The following is a 15,144-nucleotide window of genomic DNA, read 5'->3' as shown; positions in this document are numbered from 1 at the left end:
GTTTCTAATTTTGGTAAAGTTTCTAACGACTTTCATGGTTTCTAAGCTTATAGTAATAACTCGTTGAAAAAATTCCAATAGATAAGTAACGAGTGCTAATAATCTCAACAGAGTAGTAATTGCTATCATTAATAATGCTACTCTTTTTATTAATCTTAACGCATTAGTGTCTCATACCCCATTCAAAAGCAGAGTGACTATTCACAATATAATCATAAACTTCGAGTGATAGCTGTCATGATAATATTGCTGTTGTAAATAGGTTGATAGAAACTGTCTTGCATTTTTATTAAGCGTAAAGATGGTGGTGCAATAATGGATTTTTTACCTTGCACGATTAGAAGGAATGGGAGTGATATCGACTGATCAAAACTACAGTGGACCACGGCGTTCGCGGCCTTTTGACCGGCATCGTAGCGGATTTGTTTTAGCGGAGGGCGCAGGTCTGTTTGTTATTGAAAAATTATCTAACGTATTGGCGCGGCAGCGTGAGCCGTTGGCCTATTTATTGGGTTACGGCGGTGCACTTTGCGCACAGCATATTGTAGCGCCGCATAAAGATGATCTCGAAATGCAACTGTCGATGGAGCGGGCCATCGAACATGCGGATGTTGACCGTACCGCTATTGATTTTGTGAATGCACATGGGACATCGACAGTACAAAATGATCAGCACGAAGCCAGTGCAATCAGAACGGTTTTTGGCGCGCACAACCCGGCGATTGTGGCGACAAAATCTTGGCACGGGCATCTGATTGCTGCTGCCGGTGCGATGGAAATTTTGGGTGTACTGGTTTCTTTTCGGAACAATGTTTTGCCCAAAATTTTGAATTGTGATGAAATCGATCCTCAATTGCCCGCTGGTATTGCGCTTGTGAGGGAGCATCAGTACCGACCGCTTAAATACGCATTGAAAAACTCATTTGGTATGGGCGGTGGCGCAAGCAGCTTGGTTTTAGGGAAGCCACAATATCTGTAAGGGGCACCTCATGCTAACAATATATTCCTTATTAGAAAGAAACTGGCAAGTGATTTGTCATCACAGTCATTATTCGGCAGAGGATGTCAGCATGATGACAAAAGGGTGTGCAGATACAGTAGTTAGATATTGTCGTGATCGCCCGCAAGGGGAGCAAAATAAGCTGTTTGTTTTTGTGATTAGAAATAATTTCGAAGGCATGATTAGCTATTTTGTTGCGTCTGTGCTAAAATTGAAAGCTTGGATCGTCAGTATTCATGATTTAGACATTGTTGATATACTGGTTGATGCTGATTGCATTGCGGCTGTTGTAATGAGCCATGAAGTCAGGGATATTAATATCATCAGTCACCGGATTAATATCGCGTTTGATCACTGTCTTTCAACTGTAAACAAAAATCTGGCTGATTTTACAGCATATCCGTGCGCGCATTTCTATTTTTGTACCTCCGGAACAACCAGTAAACCCAAGTTGATTCAATATCATGAAAATATTCTGATTGAGAATGCCATCGCGGTGAGCCAATCTCTTGGACTAAGTAATGAAGATTGCTCATTGTGTTATTTCCCAGTGCAGTATATGTATGGTCTCTCTACTATGCTATGTGCCTTCTTATCGGATAGCAAACTGGTATTTGAAAAATTTCAAATAAGTAATATTGGTGAACTCGTTTCGCACTATAGCATTACCAACTTGCCTTTAATCGGTGACTGGATGCTGGTAGTAAGCGACATTTTTACCAAAAGCCGAATCCATGTGCAAAATATCTTGAATGCATCCGACCGTTTGCTCACCGTACAAGCATCGGGTATCCTCTCATCATGTACGACGTTATGGAATAACTTCGGTCAGACCGAATCCGGACCGCGCTTGTTTCATAATAAGATCTGTTCGCTACACGATAATGAAAGAACCAGTAAATATGGCGTTGTAGCACCGGGTAAGGCTTTTGTGAGTGATATAAAAATTGATTTGCGCCCCATTGATCGGACGGATGCTTCTGATTCAATGCGCCGTATGTTTTATAAAACGCCTTTCGCGTGTGATGGTTATGTTGATAGTTCCTTGCAATTAAAGCCGCGTGATGAATGGTTTGATTCCGGCGACCTGTTTGTTAAAGATGAATCCGAATGCTATTACTGGATAGCCAGAGCCGTTAATGAATTTAAACACAATGGTAAGTTTATCCCAGTTCAACTGATCTCAAATGACATTATTAAGTATGCCGGATGTTTAAGGCATTACTTTTCAAAAGCACAGAACGGCGATCTTTATCTCAACCTTGATATGTCGGCAAATAGTGAGCAGGTTAAAGTCGTTACTAAACTATTGACTGATAAATGGTATCAGTATGCATTTAAAGTAAATATCAGAAAAATTGCCACGACAAATACAGGGAAAATAAAATGTACCGTGTAGATAAAGCTCATGGTATGAGCAGAGTGTATGTTAATCGCCGTGCAAACAATTATCTGTGCATTGTGAGCCATTCTTTTTATACCTATTTTTTAGCTATTGATAGGCTTCATCGTTATTTGCCTGTATCGACGAGACGTACATCGAGAATGATATTGCACCGTGAAATGGCGAAGGTACTTTTTATCGATATATTTAAACGGATTTTGCCAGATGTAAAGATGTCACACAGTTCTGTGAGCCATGGACGGAGTAAAAGTATTATGTTGCTTAATAATGATCCGCGGATTCAGTCTGTCGTGGTTGATATCGAATTTATTGAGAAAAAAAACTACCGAGGCCATTTATGCTAGATTACTGTGAAAAATGCGCGGACTTTCCAGCAGGGCAGGTGCTGGATAATCGGCTATGCACCACAATATTTAGCTGTATGGAGAGCTTGTATAAGGCATTATGCGCCATCTCGGCGTGTACTTTTGATATAAATGATTACTTTTTAGTTGAACATGACAGGACGCGATGTGTTTTTCGGTACGTTGGGAATACATTTGTGTTTAAAGGGATGACGTTTATTTGTAACTGCTATTATCTTTGTCAATCTGTGATAACAGTTGTTTTGCTGGATGCATGTTTGCAATCAATTATTTTAGATGACCTCTTATATGAGGACGTAACCGTTTCTATACCCAGTTAGTTTTTAACGAGTTTATGGCAATGCCATAACTAGCTTCATTTAGAGGAATATGTGATGAATGATTTACTGGTAAATATCACCCCTGAGCACTATGAAAGATATGCTACTGAAGGTACATCACCGTGGAATGCGTATTTGATGGAAAGAATTCTGGAAGAAGCATCTGGTGTTACTTCTGCGAAGAAAAAATTCTCGATATTGGCATGGGAACTGGCCACATGCTTTTCAAGCTTTACCGCTCCCAAAAACTCACAGACTATTTCTTTTACGGGGTTGATATTGATCCCCGTATGGTTCAGTTTTGTGTTAAAAAATGTACCGAGTTAAAATACCAGCATGCATTCAACATCATTGAAGCCAGCGTCAGCAATTTACCGTTTCCCGATAACTCCTTTTCAATGATTTATGCCCGTTCCGTAATTCATCACTGGGCTGAACCTAAAAAAGGATTACAGGAGTTGTGCCGTGTTTTAGATCGCGGCGGTCGTATTATTATCCATGAACCCCTAGCTGATGCAGAAGAAACAGCACTGGGTGTTTTTAACCAATCACGTCGTGAATGCGGTGTGGCAGCTATGTCCACAGAAGAAAAATTTACATTAGCCGGTATCACCGATTTTTTATATGGCTGCGATCTTAGTGAGATGAGCTGGACAGTGAGACGTGGAGAAGGTCTAGCAGCTCTGGGCTGTGAAATTTTCATTAAAAAGGTCTGAGTTATCATGGATTATTTCTGTGCTGAAATGTATGCAAAAATGCAACCACGTATAACGGCAATAACTGGCTGCCATGCACTCGATTACATTGCTTTTCGCGATTCGGTTAGGATAAGTACACGCGTTTATTCGACCACTGGTGATAGTGGTTCTTTGACTCAACTGGACTCTGCGGCTGAACACTTACCCATGCTGCTTGGTGCTACAAGCGGCACCACCGGAGCGATGAAAATGGTCAGCGTTCGTCTAAAATCCAGTAAGGAAGCGGTCAGCTCATCAGAGCATAATTTAATTCGTAACCTGCGCGCGCGGCAATTTTTTTCCCCAGGAGATGTTGTTGGCAACCTGTTTACGATTAATCTGTTTTCATCTTTACACTACTTGGCGTGTGAAATTGTAAAACATTGCCGTGCACATGTCGTGCCGGTTGGCGATATTGCCCTGCTGCTGAAGAGTCATTTCGAGTTTCTGACTGAAATACGGCTCTCGGTACTGTTTGGCGTGCCCAGCACCATCGTTCAGTTCGTTGAAGCTATGCTCAGCCTTGGGGTTCCACTGGCAATTAAAAAAGTGGTCTTTACCGGTGAATCGATGCTGGGTGTGCATGAAAACTATCTGCGCGAGATGCTGGGCGCCGATCTGCGGATAATTGGTTTATATGGTTTGCCGGAGTGCGGTTTCATTGGTATGTCCTCCGAAGGGCGGCTTAATCGGTACCTGCTCTTCAGCGATGATTTCTTCTTTGAATATGAAGATAAGAGAGGGCTGCTAGTAACATCGCTGGATCCCGATGTCTCGCGCAAACTTATCAGATATTCCGTGGGCGATATGGGCACATTATCCGTTGAAAATGGTGACCTCTATTTTGAAGGTATTAAACGCAATGCTGTTGATTTTAATTTCATGGGAAATTTGATTAGCCATGAAAAAATATTCAAAATTATTAATCGAAGATTGCCCGATGTGATTGTTCAAATTGTATTGTCTTTATCCGCGGATAGACAAGAGATTATGGATATTAAAATCTGCTGCGAAGTATTTCACAACCTTGATTTGTCCGAACTAACTGAGGAAATCTATCATTTGCCGGATATTTATGAAGCCTATATGAAAAAGCGCGGGCGTATTAATCTCACCCTCGTCGAATATAGCGATTTTCTTTTCTCATCCAGAGGGAAATGCCTGCTAGTTTATGACGCAAGGGAGTCCTGTAATGCAACTTGATAATTTGTGTAATGAAATTGTATCAGGGAATTCGCATACGATAAATGTCAACATCAGGTTTTATAGCGTGTCACCGGAGCAGCAGGAGTAAATCATGTCAGATGATGTTATTGATAATTATGATTTAGATAATAACGTATTGTTTATTCGTGGATGTAATTTGATTGATATTGCCGATGAAAACCTTTATTTGCAGAACGCATGGTTTGCACTGACCGGCAACCTTCTTAATGAAGAACAGATGGATCGGCTGATTCAGAATGCTAGCGCCGAACTGCAAAGACGAACCCTACAGCCAAACTGCAGGCGATGCATCAACTGATCAATGCATTGCCATCTTTGAGTTTAACGCAGCGCTTTATGATGTTATTATCGCAAGTTGAGGTTTCGGCGGCTCAGGGTAAGGTCATGGCTCCCGTAAGCGACGGTGGTTGTCTTAAAATTATCTTGCTGATGCCGTGGATTATTGCATTGGCGCGCTCTTCCCAACAGTTTTCCGATTTGCCGGAGATCGAAAATTGCAATACCTTTGAGCGTGCTTTTTGGTTAGCATTAACTAGCAAGGAAGCTTCTTCCGACTGGGATATTGATATGCTTTGCCGGTGCATGTCTCTACTGCTGGGCGGGTTTGGTATTGTGACACCCACAACCACCACGATAAGATTTATTGCCAGTACCAAGAGCGACGTCATTTCTGCACTAATCGGTGAGTTTTGTGCCACTGGCCCCGGCGCGTATATGGGAGCCTGCAAATATGCTATCATGCGACTTTCTAGTGTCCTCCATGAGATTGAAGCCGGGAATCTTGAGGCCGGCGGTAACGCATTATTGCAAAGACAAACCCTGGCTAGGGTTTGGTCACCCGATTATGCAACGGGATGTCCGAGTTGATTTCTTTTTTTCACGCTTTCAGATGCCTATGCGCCCCTTCAGTTCGCTTGCGCGATCTATTTCGGACAATACAGGACTGCAACCCAATGTCGATTTTCTAATTGCAAGCATCATGAGCAAACATCGGGCTTCTCCTGAGCTGGGATTGTTGGCTTTTTTCGTTTGTCGTATGCCGATACTTCTCGCGCACTATCAAGCGCGGTTTAGTGCTCATTCCTTCGATTTATCATCAAAGGATTTAAGAAAAAAATATAAAAAAGTCCCCCAATTATGGCTATAAAGCATCGCACCGAGCCAAATTTCTTGAGTATATGTCAGAGTATCACCTTAACCGCACCGATGCGTGCTTGCGGACAAATCGATATTTCTCAATGGAATTTAGCCCATAACTATTTGAAACAGGGCTTGTTACTCGAAGCCTTGCATCAGTTTTCAGTTCGATTCGCCACCGTGGTGGCTAAAAACTCGGATCTCACTTATCGCTATCTCCCTGTTATGGTTGAACAGTTTTTCTCTACCACCCATTTTGATAGCGATCGGTTATGCGTTGAAGAACATATTGAACGCATTAATGAGACCTACCGTATTCACTGTAAGGCCAGCCCATACGGCAATGGCAGGGCCGTTATTGCGCAGCCAATCATCATGGTCAGTAAGGTCTGCTTCCTTAGCTCGTGTTCTGAGAAAGCCGCTCTTCCATTACTAGGCGATTTATGTAAGATTTCCTCCGTAACCGGAGATTCTTGTACTTTTTCCTTTAATGCGCATCACCCGCTTTTTGAGGAACATTTCCCCTCCCGCGCCGTATGTCCTGGTTCACTATTGATTGAGATGGTTCTGGCTTTGTCCACGCAGGGTAGGGCGAAAAATATCGCATCTGTTGCGCTGAAAAAAGTAAAGTTCATTGAAGCAGTTTATCCGGGAGATACCTATCAGTTGACCATTAAACAGGATACAGAGTGTGAACCGGGTGGCGTTTTTTATATTCATACGGAAACTAAAAAACGAAGCACTTGCGGTAAGTTTTCTATCAAATATAAAAAGGAGGATGCGCCATGTTTAACATAATAATCTCTTTTATTCCGTGGAGTATTTACTCCTGGGTTATCAATGGAAACGTTCTAACTCTGGTCGAACGCTCTCTCATCTTAACTGTGCTTTTATCATTCATTCTGTTGATGATGTGTTGCGTAATGAGTTTGGAAAAAGCTTGGGGTCACGAGGAGTCTCCATTCTCGACCCTTTCACTGGAACAGGTACCTTTATCACAAAGCTTTTACAATCTAAACTGATCAAACCAGAGGACATGGAATATAAATTCCGTCATGATATCCATGCCAACGAGATTGTCTTTCTCGCCTATTACATAGCAGCCATTAACATTGAATCGACTTATCATAGTCTTATGAAAGGTGAGTATATTCCTTTTAAGCATATTGGTTTGGCTGATACGTTTCGAATGCTTGAAAAGAAAGATTTGTTACAAGAATTATTTAAAGAAAACAGTGAATATTTGGAACTCCAGAAAAATCTAAATATCAAAGTTATCTTTGGCAATCCTCCTTATTCAGTGGGACAAAAAAATGCCAATGACAGTGCGAAGAATACTCCTTATCCTATTTTAGATAAACGAATCAGTGAGACTTATGCTTCTCAATCTAAATCAATGAATACGCGAAATTTTTATGACAGTTATATTCGTGCTATACGCTGGGCTAGTGACCGTATTGATAATGCTGGGGTAATCGGCTTTGTTTCTGGCTCTGGTTACGTAGAAAAATCGACAATGAACAGTTTACGAAAATCTTTAGCCAAAGAATTTACGAGCATTTATGTACTTAATTTACGAGTGGATCTTCGCAAGAATATGTTAAGCAATGGAGTTGCTCAAGAAGGTGAAAATATTTTCGGCAATGGTAGTATGACGGGTATTGCGGTAACGCTATTTATCAAAAATCCCAATGCTTCTGGAGATTGTAAAATTTACTATCATGATATTGGAGATAATCTTTCTACCGAAAAAAAACTTAAGAGGCTTCAATATTTTGGTAGTATTGGTGGTATTACATGTGAAAACGGTTGGAAAGTAATTACTCCGGATGAACATGGGGATTGGATAAATCAACGTGATAACAGTTTTGAAACATTTCTAGCCTTGGGTGTTAAGAAAGGGCATGACAAAAAACTGTTTGAAACGTTTTCTCGTGGTATTATGACAAGTCGTGATCTTTGGGCATACAATTCAAGTCGTGCAATTTTAGCGAAAAATATGAGTAACATGATTGCCTTCTATAACAGTGAAGCAGAACGTTTTAATAATGCTTATGCGCACACTGACAGTAAATCACGTACAAAGGCTGTAGATAATTTTGTTAATTCAGATACAAGCAAGATAAGTTGGAGTTTGAATATAAAAAACAATTAGCAAGAGGTAATATTTTAAAATTTGAAGAAGATGGTTTTGTTCAAAGTTTATATCGTCCTTTTACACGACAGTGGCTTTATTATAATCGCATTTTTAATGAAGCAATTTATCAAATGCCTCGTATCTTTCCTGTAGAAAAAATGATCAAAAATACAGTGATACAAGTTTCTGCTATAGGAGCAAGAAGTGGATTTTCTGTTATTATGACTAGAGATCTACCTGATTTTCATGCAATAGATACGGGGCAATGCTTTCCACGCTATATTTACGAAGACACTACGGTCTCAAAAGATAGAAACAAGAAACAAACTCATTTATTTACCAATTCTATAGAAAAAAGCATCAATGCTGGTTTACAGAAGCGTGATGCCATTACGGATGAAGGGCTAACATATTTTAAAGCTGCTTATCCTAATGAGACCATAACAAAAGATGATCTATTCTATTACGTTTACGGTCTACTTCATTCGGAAGATTACCGTACTCGTTATGCTGATAACCTCTCTAAAGAATTGCCTCGTATCCCTTGCGTAAAGAGTGCTAATGATTTTTGGAAGTTTGTAACAGCAGGGCGTAAACTGGGTCATTTGCATGTAAACTATGAAGATGTAGAGCCTTATCCAGTCACATTTAAAAAGGGTAATCCAAAACAAACAGAGATCTCTAATTCTGAGAAACTCTATTACGTTACAGAAATGAAATTCGCAAAAGTAGGTAAAGAGAAAGATAAATAAACAGTTATATATAACAGCAATATCACAATAACAGATATCCCTCTTGAAACTTATGAGTATATCGTCAATGGCAAACCTGCTCTTGAATGGGTTATGGGGCGTCAATGCGTAAAGACTGATAAAAAGAGTGGTATTGTGAATGATGCCAATCACTATGCTGTTGAAACCATTGGCAACCCTGCCTACCCTCTAGAGTTATTTCAGAGGGTTATTACCATAAGTTTAGAGACAATGAAAATCGTTAAGAACCTACCAAAACTAGAAATTAGAGAAACTGAATAACTTATAATGCATGCTCACATGATGAGTATAATAAACTCACAAGGGGTATAAGGTCTTATACCTATAGGTTATTATATCCCTTTTATAAATTGCTTACATATAATCTTTAAAAGGAGTGTTTATATGCGTTATTCTAAAAAGAAGAAACTTGCACTATTAAATACTCTTATTTTGATTGCTTTAAGACTTTTAAGAAATCCCATCTTAAAGTGAATACGCTTCTTTTACATTGCCTTTAAGATGTTATATCGTAATCTAAAATGATAGCTTTATTGTTATCAAAAGCTTTGTTTAAAGAGGGTTATGTATATTCATTTTCTTATATTACTTATAGGTTTTGAAGGTTTCTTAAACCCTCAAAACCCTTACAAAACATACATCATTAGTTGAATTTATAGGTTGTATTATTGATATAGGTTGTTTTTTGAAAAATTGATAAAAAATAATATATTGAAATATAATGACTTTTATTTTTTATTGAAAAATATGTAAAGGGGGGGGTAAAAGGAACCCTCAAAATACTCAAAACTCATAACCATAATGGTCTTGATAGTACTTCTTATGAATTACAAGCTATCTTTTGAAAGGCTTTAAAGGATCACATACTTTATCATAAAGCACATTTTAATCACTCACTAAAATAATCTATTTTGTCAGTTCAATTTACTGACACATAACTGACAAGTTTTAATCAATTCACATCATGGTTATCTTTAAAGGTTGTACTCTTGATATGAGTTATGTTTTTAAAACACTAACCTATTGAAATATAATGTTTTAATTTTTTTATCATTAAAAAAATAATATAGGGTCTAAAAAGAACTGACAACACTGACACGGTCTATTAAAAGGTATTTTGCTCATCTCTATAATGATCAGTTTCTATTGAGATGTTTTCATAAATCGCAATTATCCTATTTATCAACTAGTTGTATAACATCATCTAAGGTATAGGTTTTCATGAATCTTCCCCTGCATACTCTTTAATTCTTTTGCAGAGAAATTCATAAAAATTACTTGCGTAATATTCGGAATCTTCAGATGTATACTTGAGATAGAGTGGGCATTCACCATCCCGAAACTGCGTATAATCAAAATAAAAGGTTTCACCAAAATCAGTTGTGCAGATAACAAGTTGTTTGGGGTCCGTAAAGCCATCTCTTCTATCGAGCAAATTTCGGTAAACAATATCACCAGCAGGAATACCTGCACAGATTTCATAAATACTGAATATTTCTTCACCTCCAATTTCTCCTCCTCCATAATTTTTTAAAAAATTCTTATAGGAAGAGGTAAATTGTAAACCAAGAGTGTTCTCAGCTGTTTTAATCCGTACATCATCAGGGGCATTATCTTGAGTACCAAAATTAATAACATGCCTATACATATCAACATATTGTGCAACATCTGATAAAGTATAACTTTTCATAAATTTTTCTCCATAAGTCACAGCGTGTTTTTACTCATAATGAGTGTTCCTAATGATCAATCTTTTTCTACTATAGCCAATGGAATTGAGATGAGATTGATAAAATCATAAGAGATATGTTCTTGACGGAGCTCTTTTCTCATCTGTCTCTGTACAATCATCTCGCATTTACAATATATGATGGAATTAAAGGAGGTGATCATTAAAGTTTAGAGAGCGCCTTTTAGGGATATTATTTCAATATTTGCAATAATTACTCTTTCTTTTTTCCTACTTAGGAATTTTTTTTGAAATCCAACAAATAACTTTTCTGATAAAATTTGTCTTTGGATTCATAGGAGCAACCAAACTCCTGCCTTGATAAAATGAGTAGAGAACCTCAACGAGAGGACTATCTTGTTCTTGTGTCACAGGATGTAACATAATAGGTCTAAAATCGACTCCAATAGGTGCTCTTCCTGATACCATTCTTTCCACATTTGTACCCGTTACTATCTGTCCTTCTTCTTTCCAAGAAGAAACTGTTTCGGGCTCAAACAGTTCATCTTCCTGATAAACTTTTTGACTTTTAAATTCCACCGGCTCAGCTGCCCCCATACTTTTTTTCTTTATCCATTTCATGATTCATAATCCCCTCGATTTTTTCAAAATAATCAATTTATTCTTTGTTCTAAATAGACTTAAATAAACTCTCCTTCCAAGAGCGAGGTTATTCCTCGCTAGAAAGCTCTGAGTGATCATCAAGCTTTTTTGCCACCTGTTTAATTAAAGCGTAGCTCAGTTGTTTGGTTTTTGCTACTTCTTTGGCTAAAGCTAATGCACGTTCAAGGTGGGTTTTGTTGATGCTTTCGTCAAAGCCTAGGTGATCACCTGCCGTAAAGCTTTGCTGATAAGATTGTAAGGTCTCAATATTGCCCAATAAGGCAAGAGCGCCAAGATGAAGCAAAGCATAATCCGTATCATCTGCTTTAGACGTGGCGCCTTTTTCCCAAGGAGCAGTGCCATAATCAGAGCGAAGTCTTTTAGAAAGGTCAATGTCTGTTACCGCCCATTTTAGCGCGTCATCAAGTGCTTGCTTTAAGCGATCCGCAGTAACTTCTGGTTCAAAGATTTCTAAACCCTTTGCTTCAAAATTAAGCTGTAAATCTGGAATATCTTCCGTGTAGGTAGGATCAATGAATTTACAAGCGGTGGAAAGAATGCCCGTGCTAATCATAAAGGCGCTATCAAATTGTGGGTAATCTTTGGCAATTTCGTCGTTATAAAGAATGTCTACTTCACGATCAGCCAATTGATAGCTTGCCATATGGTCATTCTCATTGATTTTCTCGGTTGACCAGCCTAGGCTTTTTAAAAGTGCATGAGCACTTTCCATGGTGAGACGATCATCAGTGTCATCCACTTCCTCTGCCACTTCAACAGAAGTTGTTTTAGAAGCAACAGATGCTGTTTGGGAATCAAGGGACAAAATCGGAGCATTTTTTGGAAAACCCGCTCGATAACCCCGTGCAAGAGTAAGAGCGTTGTCAATCGTATATTTCGTGATACCTTCCACAAAGCCTAAAGAGTTTCCCTTTCTAAAATTCTCTTTATAAAATTTGAGCTTTTCAACATCCCCAATAAGAATAAGCGCAATAAAATGGCGTATTATAAGATCATATTCACTATTTGTTGGCAAAGCCGCATAATCATAGATGATTTGGTTGGTGTTTTGGTTATCAGCCCATTCAAGAATATCCGCACTGATCTGTTTCAGCTTATCTTCATCCAATTCAGTACTAGAAACTGTATACACATCTTCTGATTCTTTAAGAACTGTATATTGGGGAGTATCGATGAAAATAGATCGATAAGCTGTAGAAAAACCAAGTGTTGAAAGAGAAACCTTGAAGGTAACAAATGGTGTCTCTCCTTTTTTATCAAGGTCGTACACTATATTAATGATACGATCTTTCTTTATAAAATAAGCATTGCAATTGTAATTTTTATCACGATAGACTGTCCAGTCTATCCTTTTTAAGTCTTCAGAAACTGTATTAAGAAAAGACAAACCTTGTAAACTAAGACGATCATCTATGGCTTTTCGCTCATTAAGGATTTTCAGATGTCTTTCAGCAAATTCAACAGCGTGATTAACATACCCCTCCAGTTCTTCATCAAGATTTTGCAAATGCTCAGGAATCTTATCCTCTGCGATAGAATCTTGATAGGATTTTAGGACATCAATTTGACCTGTCAATGCTAAACAAGCCAAATGCCAAATCACAGCTGGATAATAGCTATATTTTTGGATAAGCGTTTTGCTTTCTATTGATGCTTGTAAATCTTGGGCACGTGCCCACTGTATCACCCGCTCAGAGATTTTTGTCAACTCTTGCTCATTCAATATCTCTACACAAATATCAATTCCTTTATCAACCCCACGAAAATTCTCTCCTCCAATTGTATTAAAAGATCGATAAATATCCGTAGGTCGTACAAGATTACGTTGTCCACAAAAATGAATATACAAGCAAGCCAAAGAAATCTCTTCATTAGATATTTCAGCTTCGAGATGAATATTGTACTGATCATAGAGATGTACAAAGCCAAAATCTAACTTAATAAAACGATCCGGCAAAACCAACCACATTTTCCCAAGCTCTGTAGCAAACCACCCTTGAATTTTAAAAATGCGAGTTGCTGCTGTAAGACTCATCGACCACTGTTTAGGTTTTTTACACGCTAAAGTGTCATCTAACTCCCCGTTTTTATAAGCTTGCGCAAAAAGAATGAGGCGCTCAATCCACCCTATTGTTTTGTAATCTGCAAATTCTGGTACATGTAATTGGGGTGTAAACTTAGAACTTTTTAAAGCCTCAATATCACCAAGTAATGCTTCTGCAACAGCAGAATGATTAGCAGCTTCTTCATGTAATTTTTTTTCAATATCTTGTGCTTGCGCCCAAGCAATAACCCTATTTAAAGATTCCTTAACATGGCTTTCTGAGAGATCTAAAGCTGTAACATCGAAATCCTCTTTCGCAGAAAATAGCGTATCTTCATACTTATCCTGTGATACTTCACCACTAGCATATTCCCAAGCAAGGCAATAAGCAGCAGTGGTAAGATTAGCCGATAGCCGAAACTTTCCCCCATCCTCTCCATAATCTACAACATCATAACTAATGCCTACAATGCGATCGGGAAGATGATAATGCGCAAACATACTACCATCTTCAGCACGATAAGGTTCCCAGCCAAGCGTTTTTAAAATCTCTGTCACGTCTTTAGTTCGCATCGCTATTCACTTTCATTCAAAAAGTCCTGGATAATGAAAAGTGTAAAAGTCCATTTTGTCTAACTTATTATTCAATTGTTCTTTAATCCATTTTCTATTCTCATTTTCCAATTCTTTCTTACTTCCTTTAAAATCTTTGAAATCTTTTTGATATTTCTCTAAGAACTCTTTGTTCTCTTTAAAAAATTCTATAAGTTTTCCTTTTGTGGGCTCTGCATTTCCTTCTTTATATGCTTCTTTCAAAATCTTTTGGTTTCCACTTAAACCAGCTTTTCCCGTTTTTACATCACCAACAAACAGTTTACCATCCTTTATACCAACAATATCCGCACGAGATCTTACTACCCCCTTATCCGTCTTAGTTTTGAATACTATTTCTGTTTTACATATTCTACATCCTTCATCCCTGAATTCTTGTTTTTTTTCATCGCGCTTTTTGTCATGATGCTTCCTGACTTGTGCAAGTATGTTACCCTTTCCATCATTATTGTTTTGTGGTTCTTTATTGTTTCCGTTTTTTTTCTTATTTTTACTTTCCTTCTGAGAATCTTTATTTTTTTCTTCTTGTGAGTTTTGGTTTGTTTTTTCGCTATCTTCTTCTGCATTTTTTGATGCAAACCAATAGGCAAGAAAATCAGCTATAGCCGTCCCATTGCTAGAGGATCCAACAACAGTTGCTCCGCCAGCCATAAAAAGAGACAGAGCTGCCAACTCTTCTGGTGTAAGCGATACAATGAATGCTGCTAATGCTGCTACCACAGGAAGAAAATTATTCTCCGCGGCGTTACCAGCGGCATCCGCGCCAGTATTGACATCACCACCAGCAAGGGCAGCAGCAAAGCCCCCCGCTATGCGCGCGATATCAATGGCATGATCATTAAAATCAGAAAACTGTGCTTCAATCTTTGCATTGATACGCGCTTGTTCTTCTGCCGTTGGAACACGACCATCCAATGCTGCTATTTCTTTTTGTATAAAATTTTTGGTCGACAGTTTAAACTGGAGCATAGCAGTGGCTTCACCCACAGCACCCCCCACAGCACCGGCTGTGCAAGCACCACTCGCAACAGCGC

14 protein-coding genes and 1 pseudogene are annotated in these 15,144 nt (G+C 38.6%); 11 read left to right on the top strand and 4 right to left on the bottom strand.

Going from position 1 to position 15,144, the window contains the following annotated elements; genetic code table 11:
- Window positions 1-352 precede the first annotated feature (352 nt).
- The 11 genes and pseudogenes from ACFINH_RS06920 to ACFINH_RS06870 form a co-directional block, all read left to right on the top strand.
- Window positions 353-979: a hypothetical protein gene (locus ACFINH_RS06920; protein WP_375632487.1), complete on the top strand. Its 627-nt coding sequence runs from the start codon at window positions 353-355 to the stop codon at window positions 977-979.
- Window positions 980-989: 10 nt separating this feature from the next.
- Window positions 990-2,399, top strand: coding sequence for an AMP-binding protein (locus ACFINH_RS06915; protein WP_375632486.1), 1,410 nt, complete (start codon window positions 990-992; stop codon window positions 2,397-2,399).
- Window positions 2,387-2,749, top strand: a complete 363-nt coding sequence (locus tag ACFINH_RS06910) for a hypothetical protein (protein ID WP_375632485.1) — start codon at window positions 2,387-2,389, stop codon at window positions 2,747-2,749. Before ACFINH_RS06915 ends, ACFINH_RS06910 begins: the two co-directional genes overlap by 13 nt.
- 395 nt (window positions 2,750-3,144) lie before the next feature.
- Window positions 3,145-3,417, top strand: a complete 273-nt coding sequence (locus tag ACFINH_RS06905) for a hypothetical protein (protein ID WP_375632498.1) — start codon at window positions 3,145-3,147, stop codon at window positions 3,415-3,417.
- The gene (locus tag ACFINH_RS06900; protein WP_375632496.1) at window positions 3,309-3,806 is read left to right on the top strand and encodes a class I SAM-dependent methyltransferase; all 498 of its coding nucleotides are present in this window, start codon (window positions 3,309-3,311) and stop codon (window positions 3,804-3,806) included. The genes ACFINH_RS06905 and ACFINH_RS06900 overlap by 109 nt, the downstream gene beginning before the upstream one ends.
- A 6-nt stretch (window positions 3,807-3,812) precedes the next feature.
- The gene (locus tag ACFINH_RS06895) at window positions 3,813-5,030 is read left to right on the top strand and encodes a hypothetical protein (protein ID WP_375632484.1); all 1,218 of its coding nucleotides are present in this window, start codon (window positions 3,813-3,815) and stop codon (window positions 5,028-5,030) included.
- 94 nt (window positions 5,031-5,124) lie between these two features.
- Window positions 5,125-5,352, top strand: coding sequence for a hypothetical protein (locus tag ACFINH_RS06890; protein WP_375632483.1), 228 nt, complete (start codon window positions 5,125-5,127; stop codon window positions 5,350-5,352).
- Window positions 5,340-5,921, top strand: coding sequence for a hypothetical protein (locus tag ACFINH_RS06885; protein WP_375632482.1), 582 nt, complete (start codon window positions 5,340-5,342; stop codon window positions 5,919-5,921). The genes ACFINH_RS06890 and ACFINH_RS06885 overlap by 13 nt, the downstream gene beginning before the upstream one ends.
- Window positions 5,899-6,201 carry a hypothetical protein gene (locus ACFINH_RS06880; RefSeq protein ID WP_375632481.1) on the top strand — a complete coding sequence of 101 codons (303 nt, stop codon included), beginning with the start codon at window positions 5,899-5,901 and terminating at the stop codon, window positions 6,199-6,201. Before ACFINH_RS06885 ends, ACFINH_RS06880 begins: the two co-directional genes overlap by 23 nt.
- A complete protein-coding gene (locus ACFINH_RS06875) occupies window positions 6,192-6,989 on the top strand; it encodes a beta-hydroxyacyl-ACP dehydratase (protein ID WP_375632480.1) in 798 nt (265 codons plus the stop codon). The genes ACFINH_RS06880 and ACFINH_RS06875 overlap by 10 nt, the downstream gene beginning before the upstream one ends.
- Window positions 6,990-7,080: 91 nt before the next feature.
- Window positions 7,081-9,362, top strand: a pseudogene (locus ACFINH_RS06870) (type ISP restriction/modification enzyme); the annotation flags it as partial.
- Window positions 9,363-10,320: 958 nt separating this feature from the next.
- Here the strand turns inward: ACFINH_RS06870 and ACFINH_RS06865 are convergent.
- The 4 genes from ACFINH_RS06865 to ACFINH_RS06850 form a co-directional block, all read right to left on the bottom strand.
- Window positions 10,321-10,791 carry an SMI1/KNR4 family protein gene (locus tag ACFINH_RS06865; RefSeq protein WP_375632479.1) on the bottom strand — a complete coding sequence of 157 codons (471 nt, stop codon included), beginning with the start codon at window positions 10,789-10,791 and terminating at the stop codon, window positions 10,321-10,323.
- Between the two features lie 270 nt (window positions 10,792-11,061).
- Complete coding sequence (locus tag ACFINH_RS06860) at window positions 11,062-11,412, bottom strand: HNH/ENDO VII family nuclease (protein WP_375618707.1); 351 nt, start codon at window positions 11,410-11,412, stop codon at window positions 11,062-11,064.
- A gap of 88 nt (window positions 11,413-11,500) precedes the next feature.
- Entirely contained in the window at window positions 11,501-14,071 is a 2,571-nt protein-coding gene (locus ACFINH_RS06855; protein ID WP_375632478.1) for a DUF6990 domain-containing protein, read from the bottom strand.
- 12 nt (window positions 14,072-14,083) lie between these two features.
- Window positions 14,084-15,144: VENN motif pre-toxin domain-containing protein (locus tag ACFINH_RS06850; protein WP_375632477.1), on the bottom strand; the 1,061-nt coding region annotated here is incomplete at its 5' end.

This window comes from Bartonella sp. AA74HLJMH, from assembly GCF_042197045.1.
GTDB lineage: Bacteria > Pseudomonadota > Alphaproteobacteria > Rhizobiales > Rhizobiaceae > Bartonella.
This window is presented reverse-complemented; position numbering and strand designations above follow the sequence as displayed.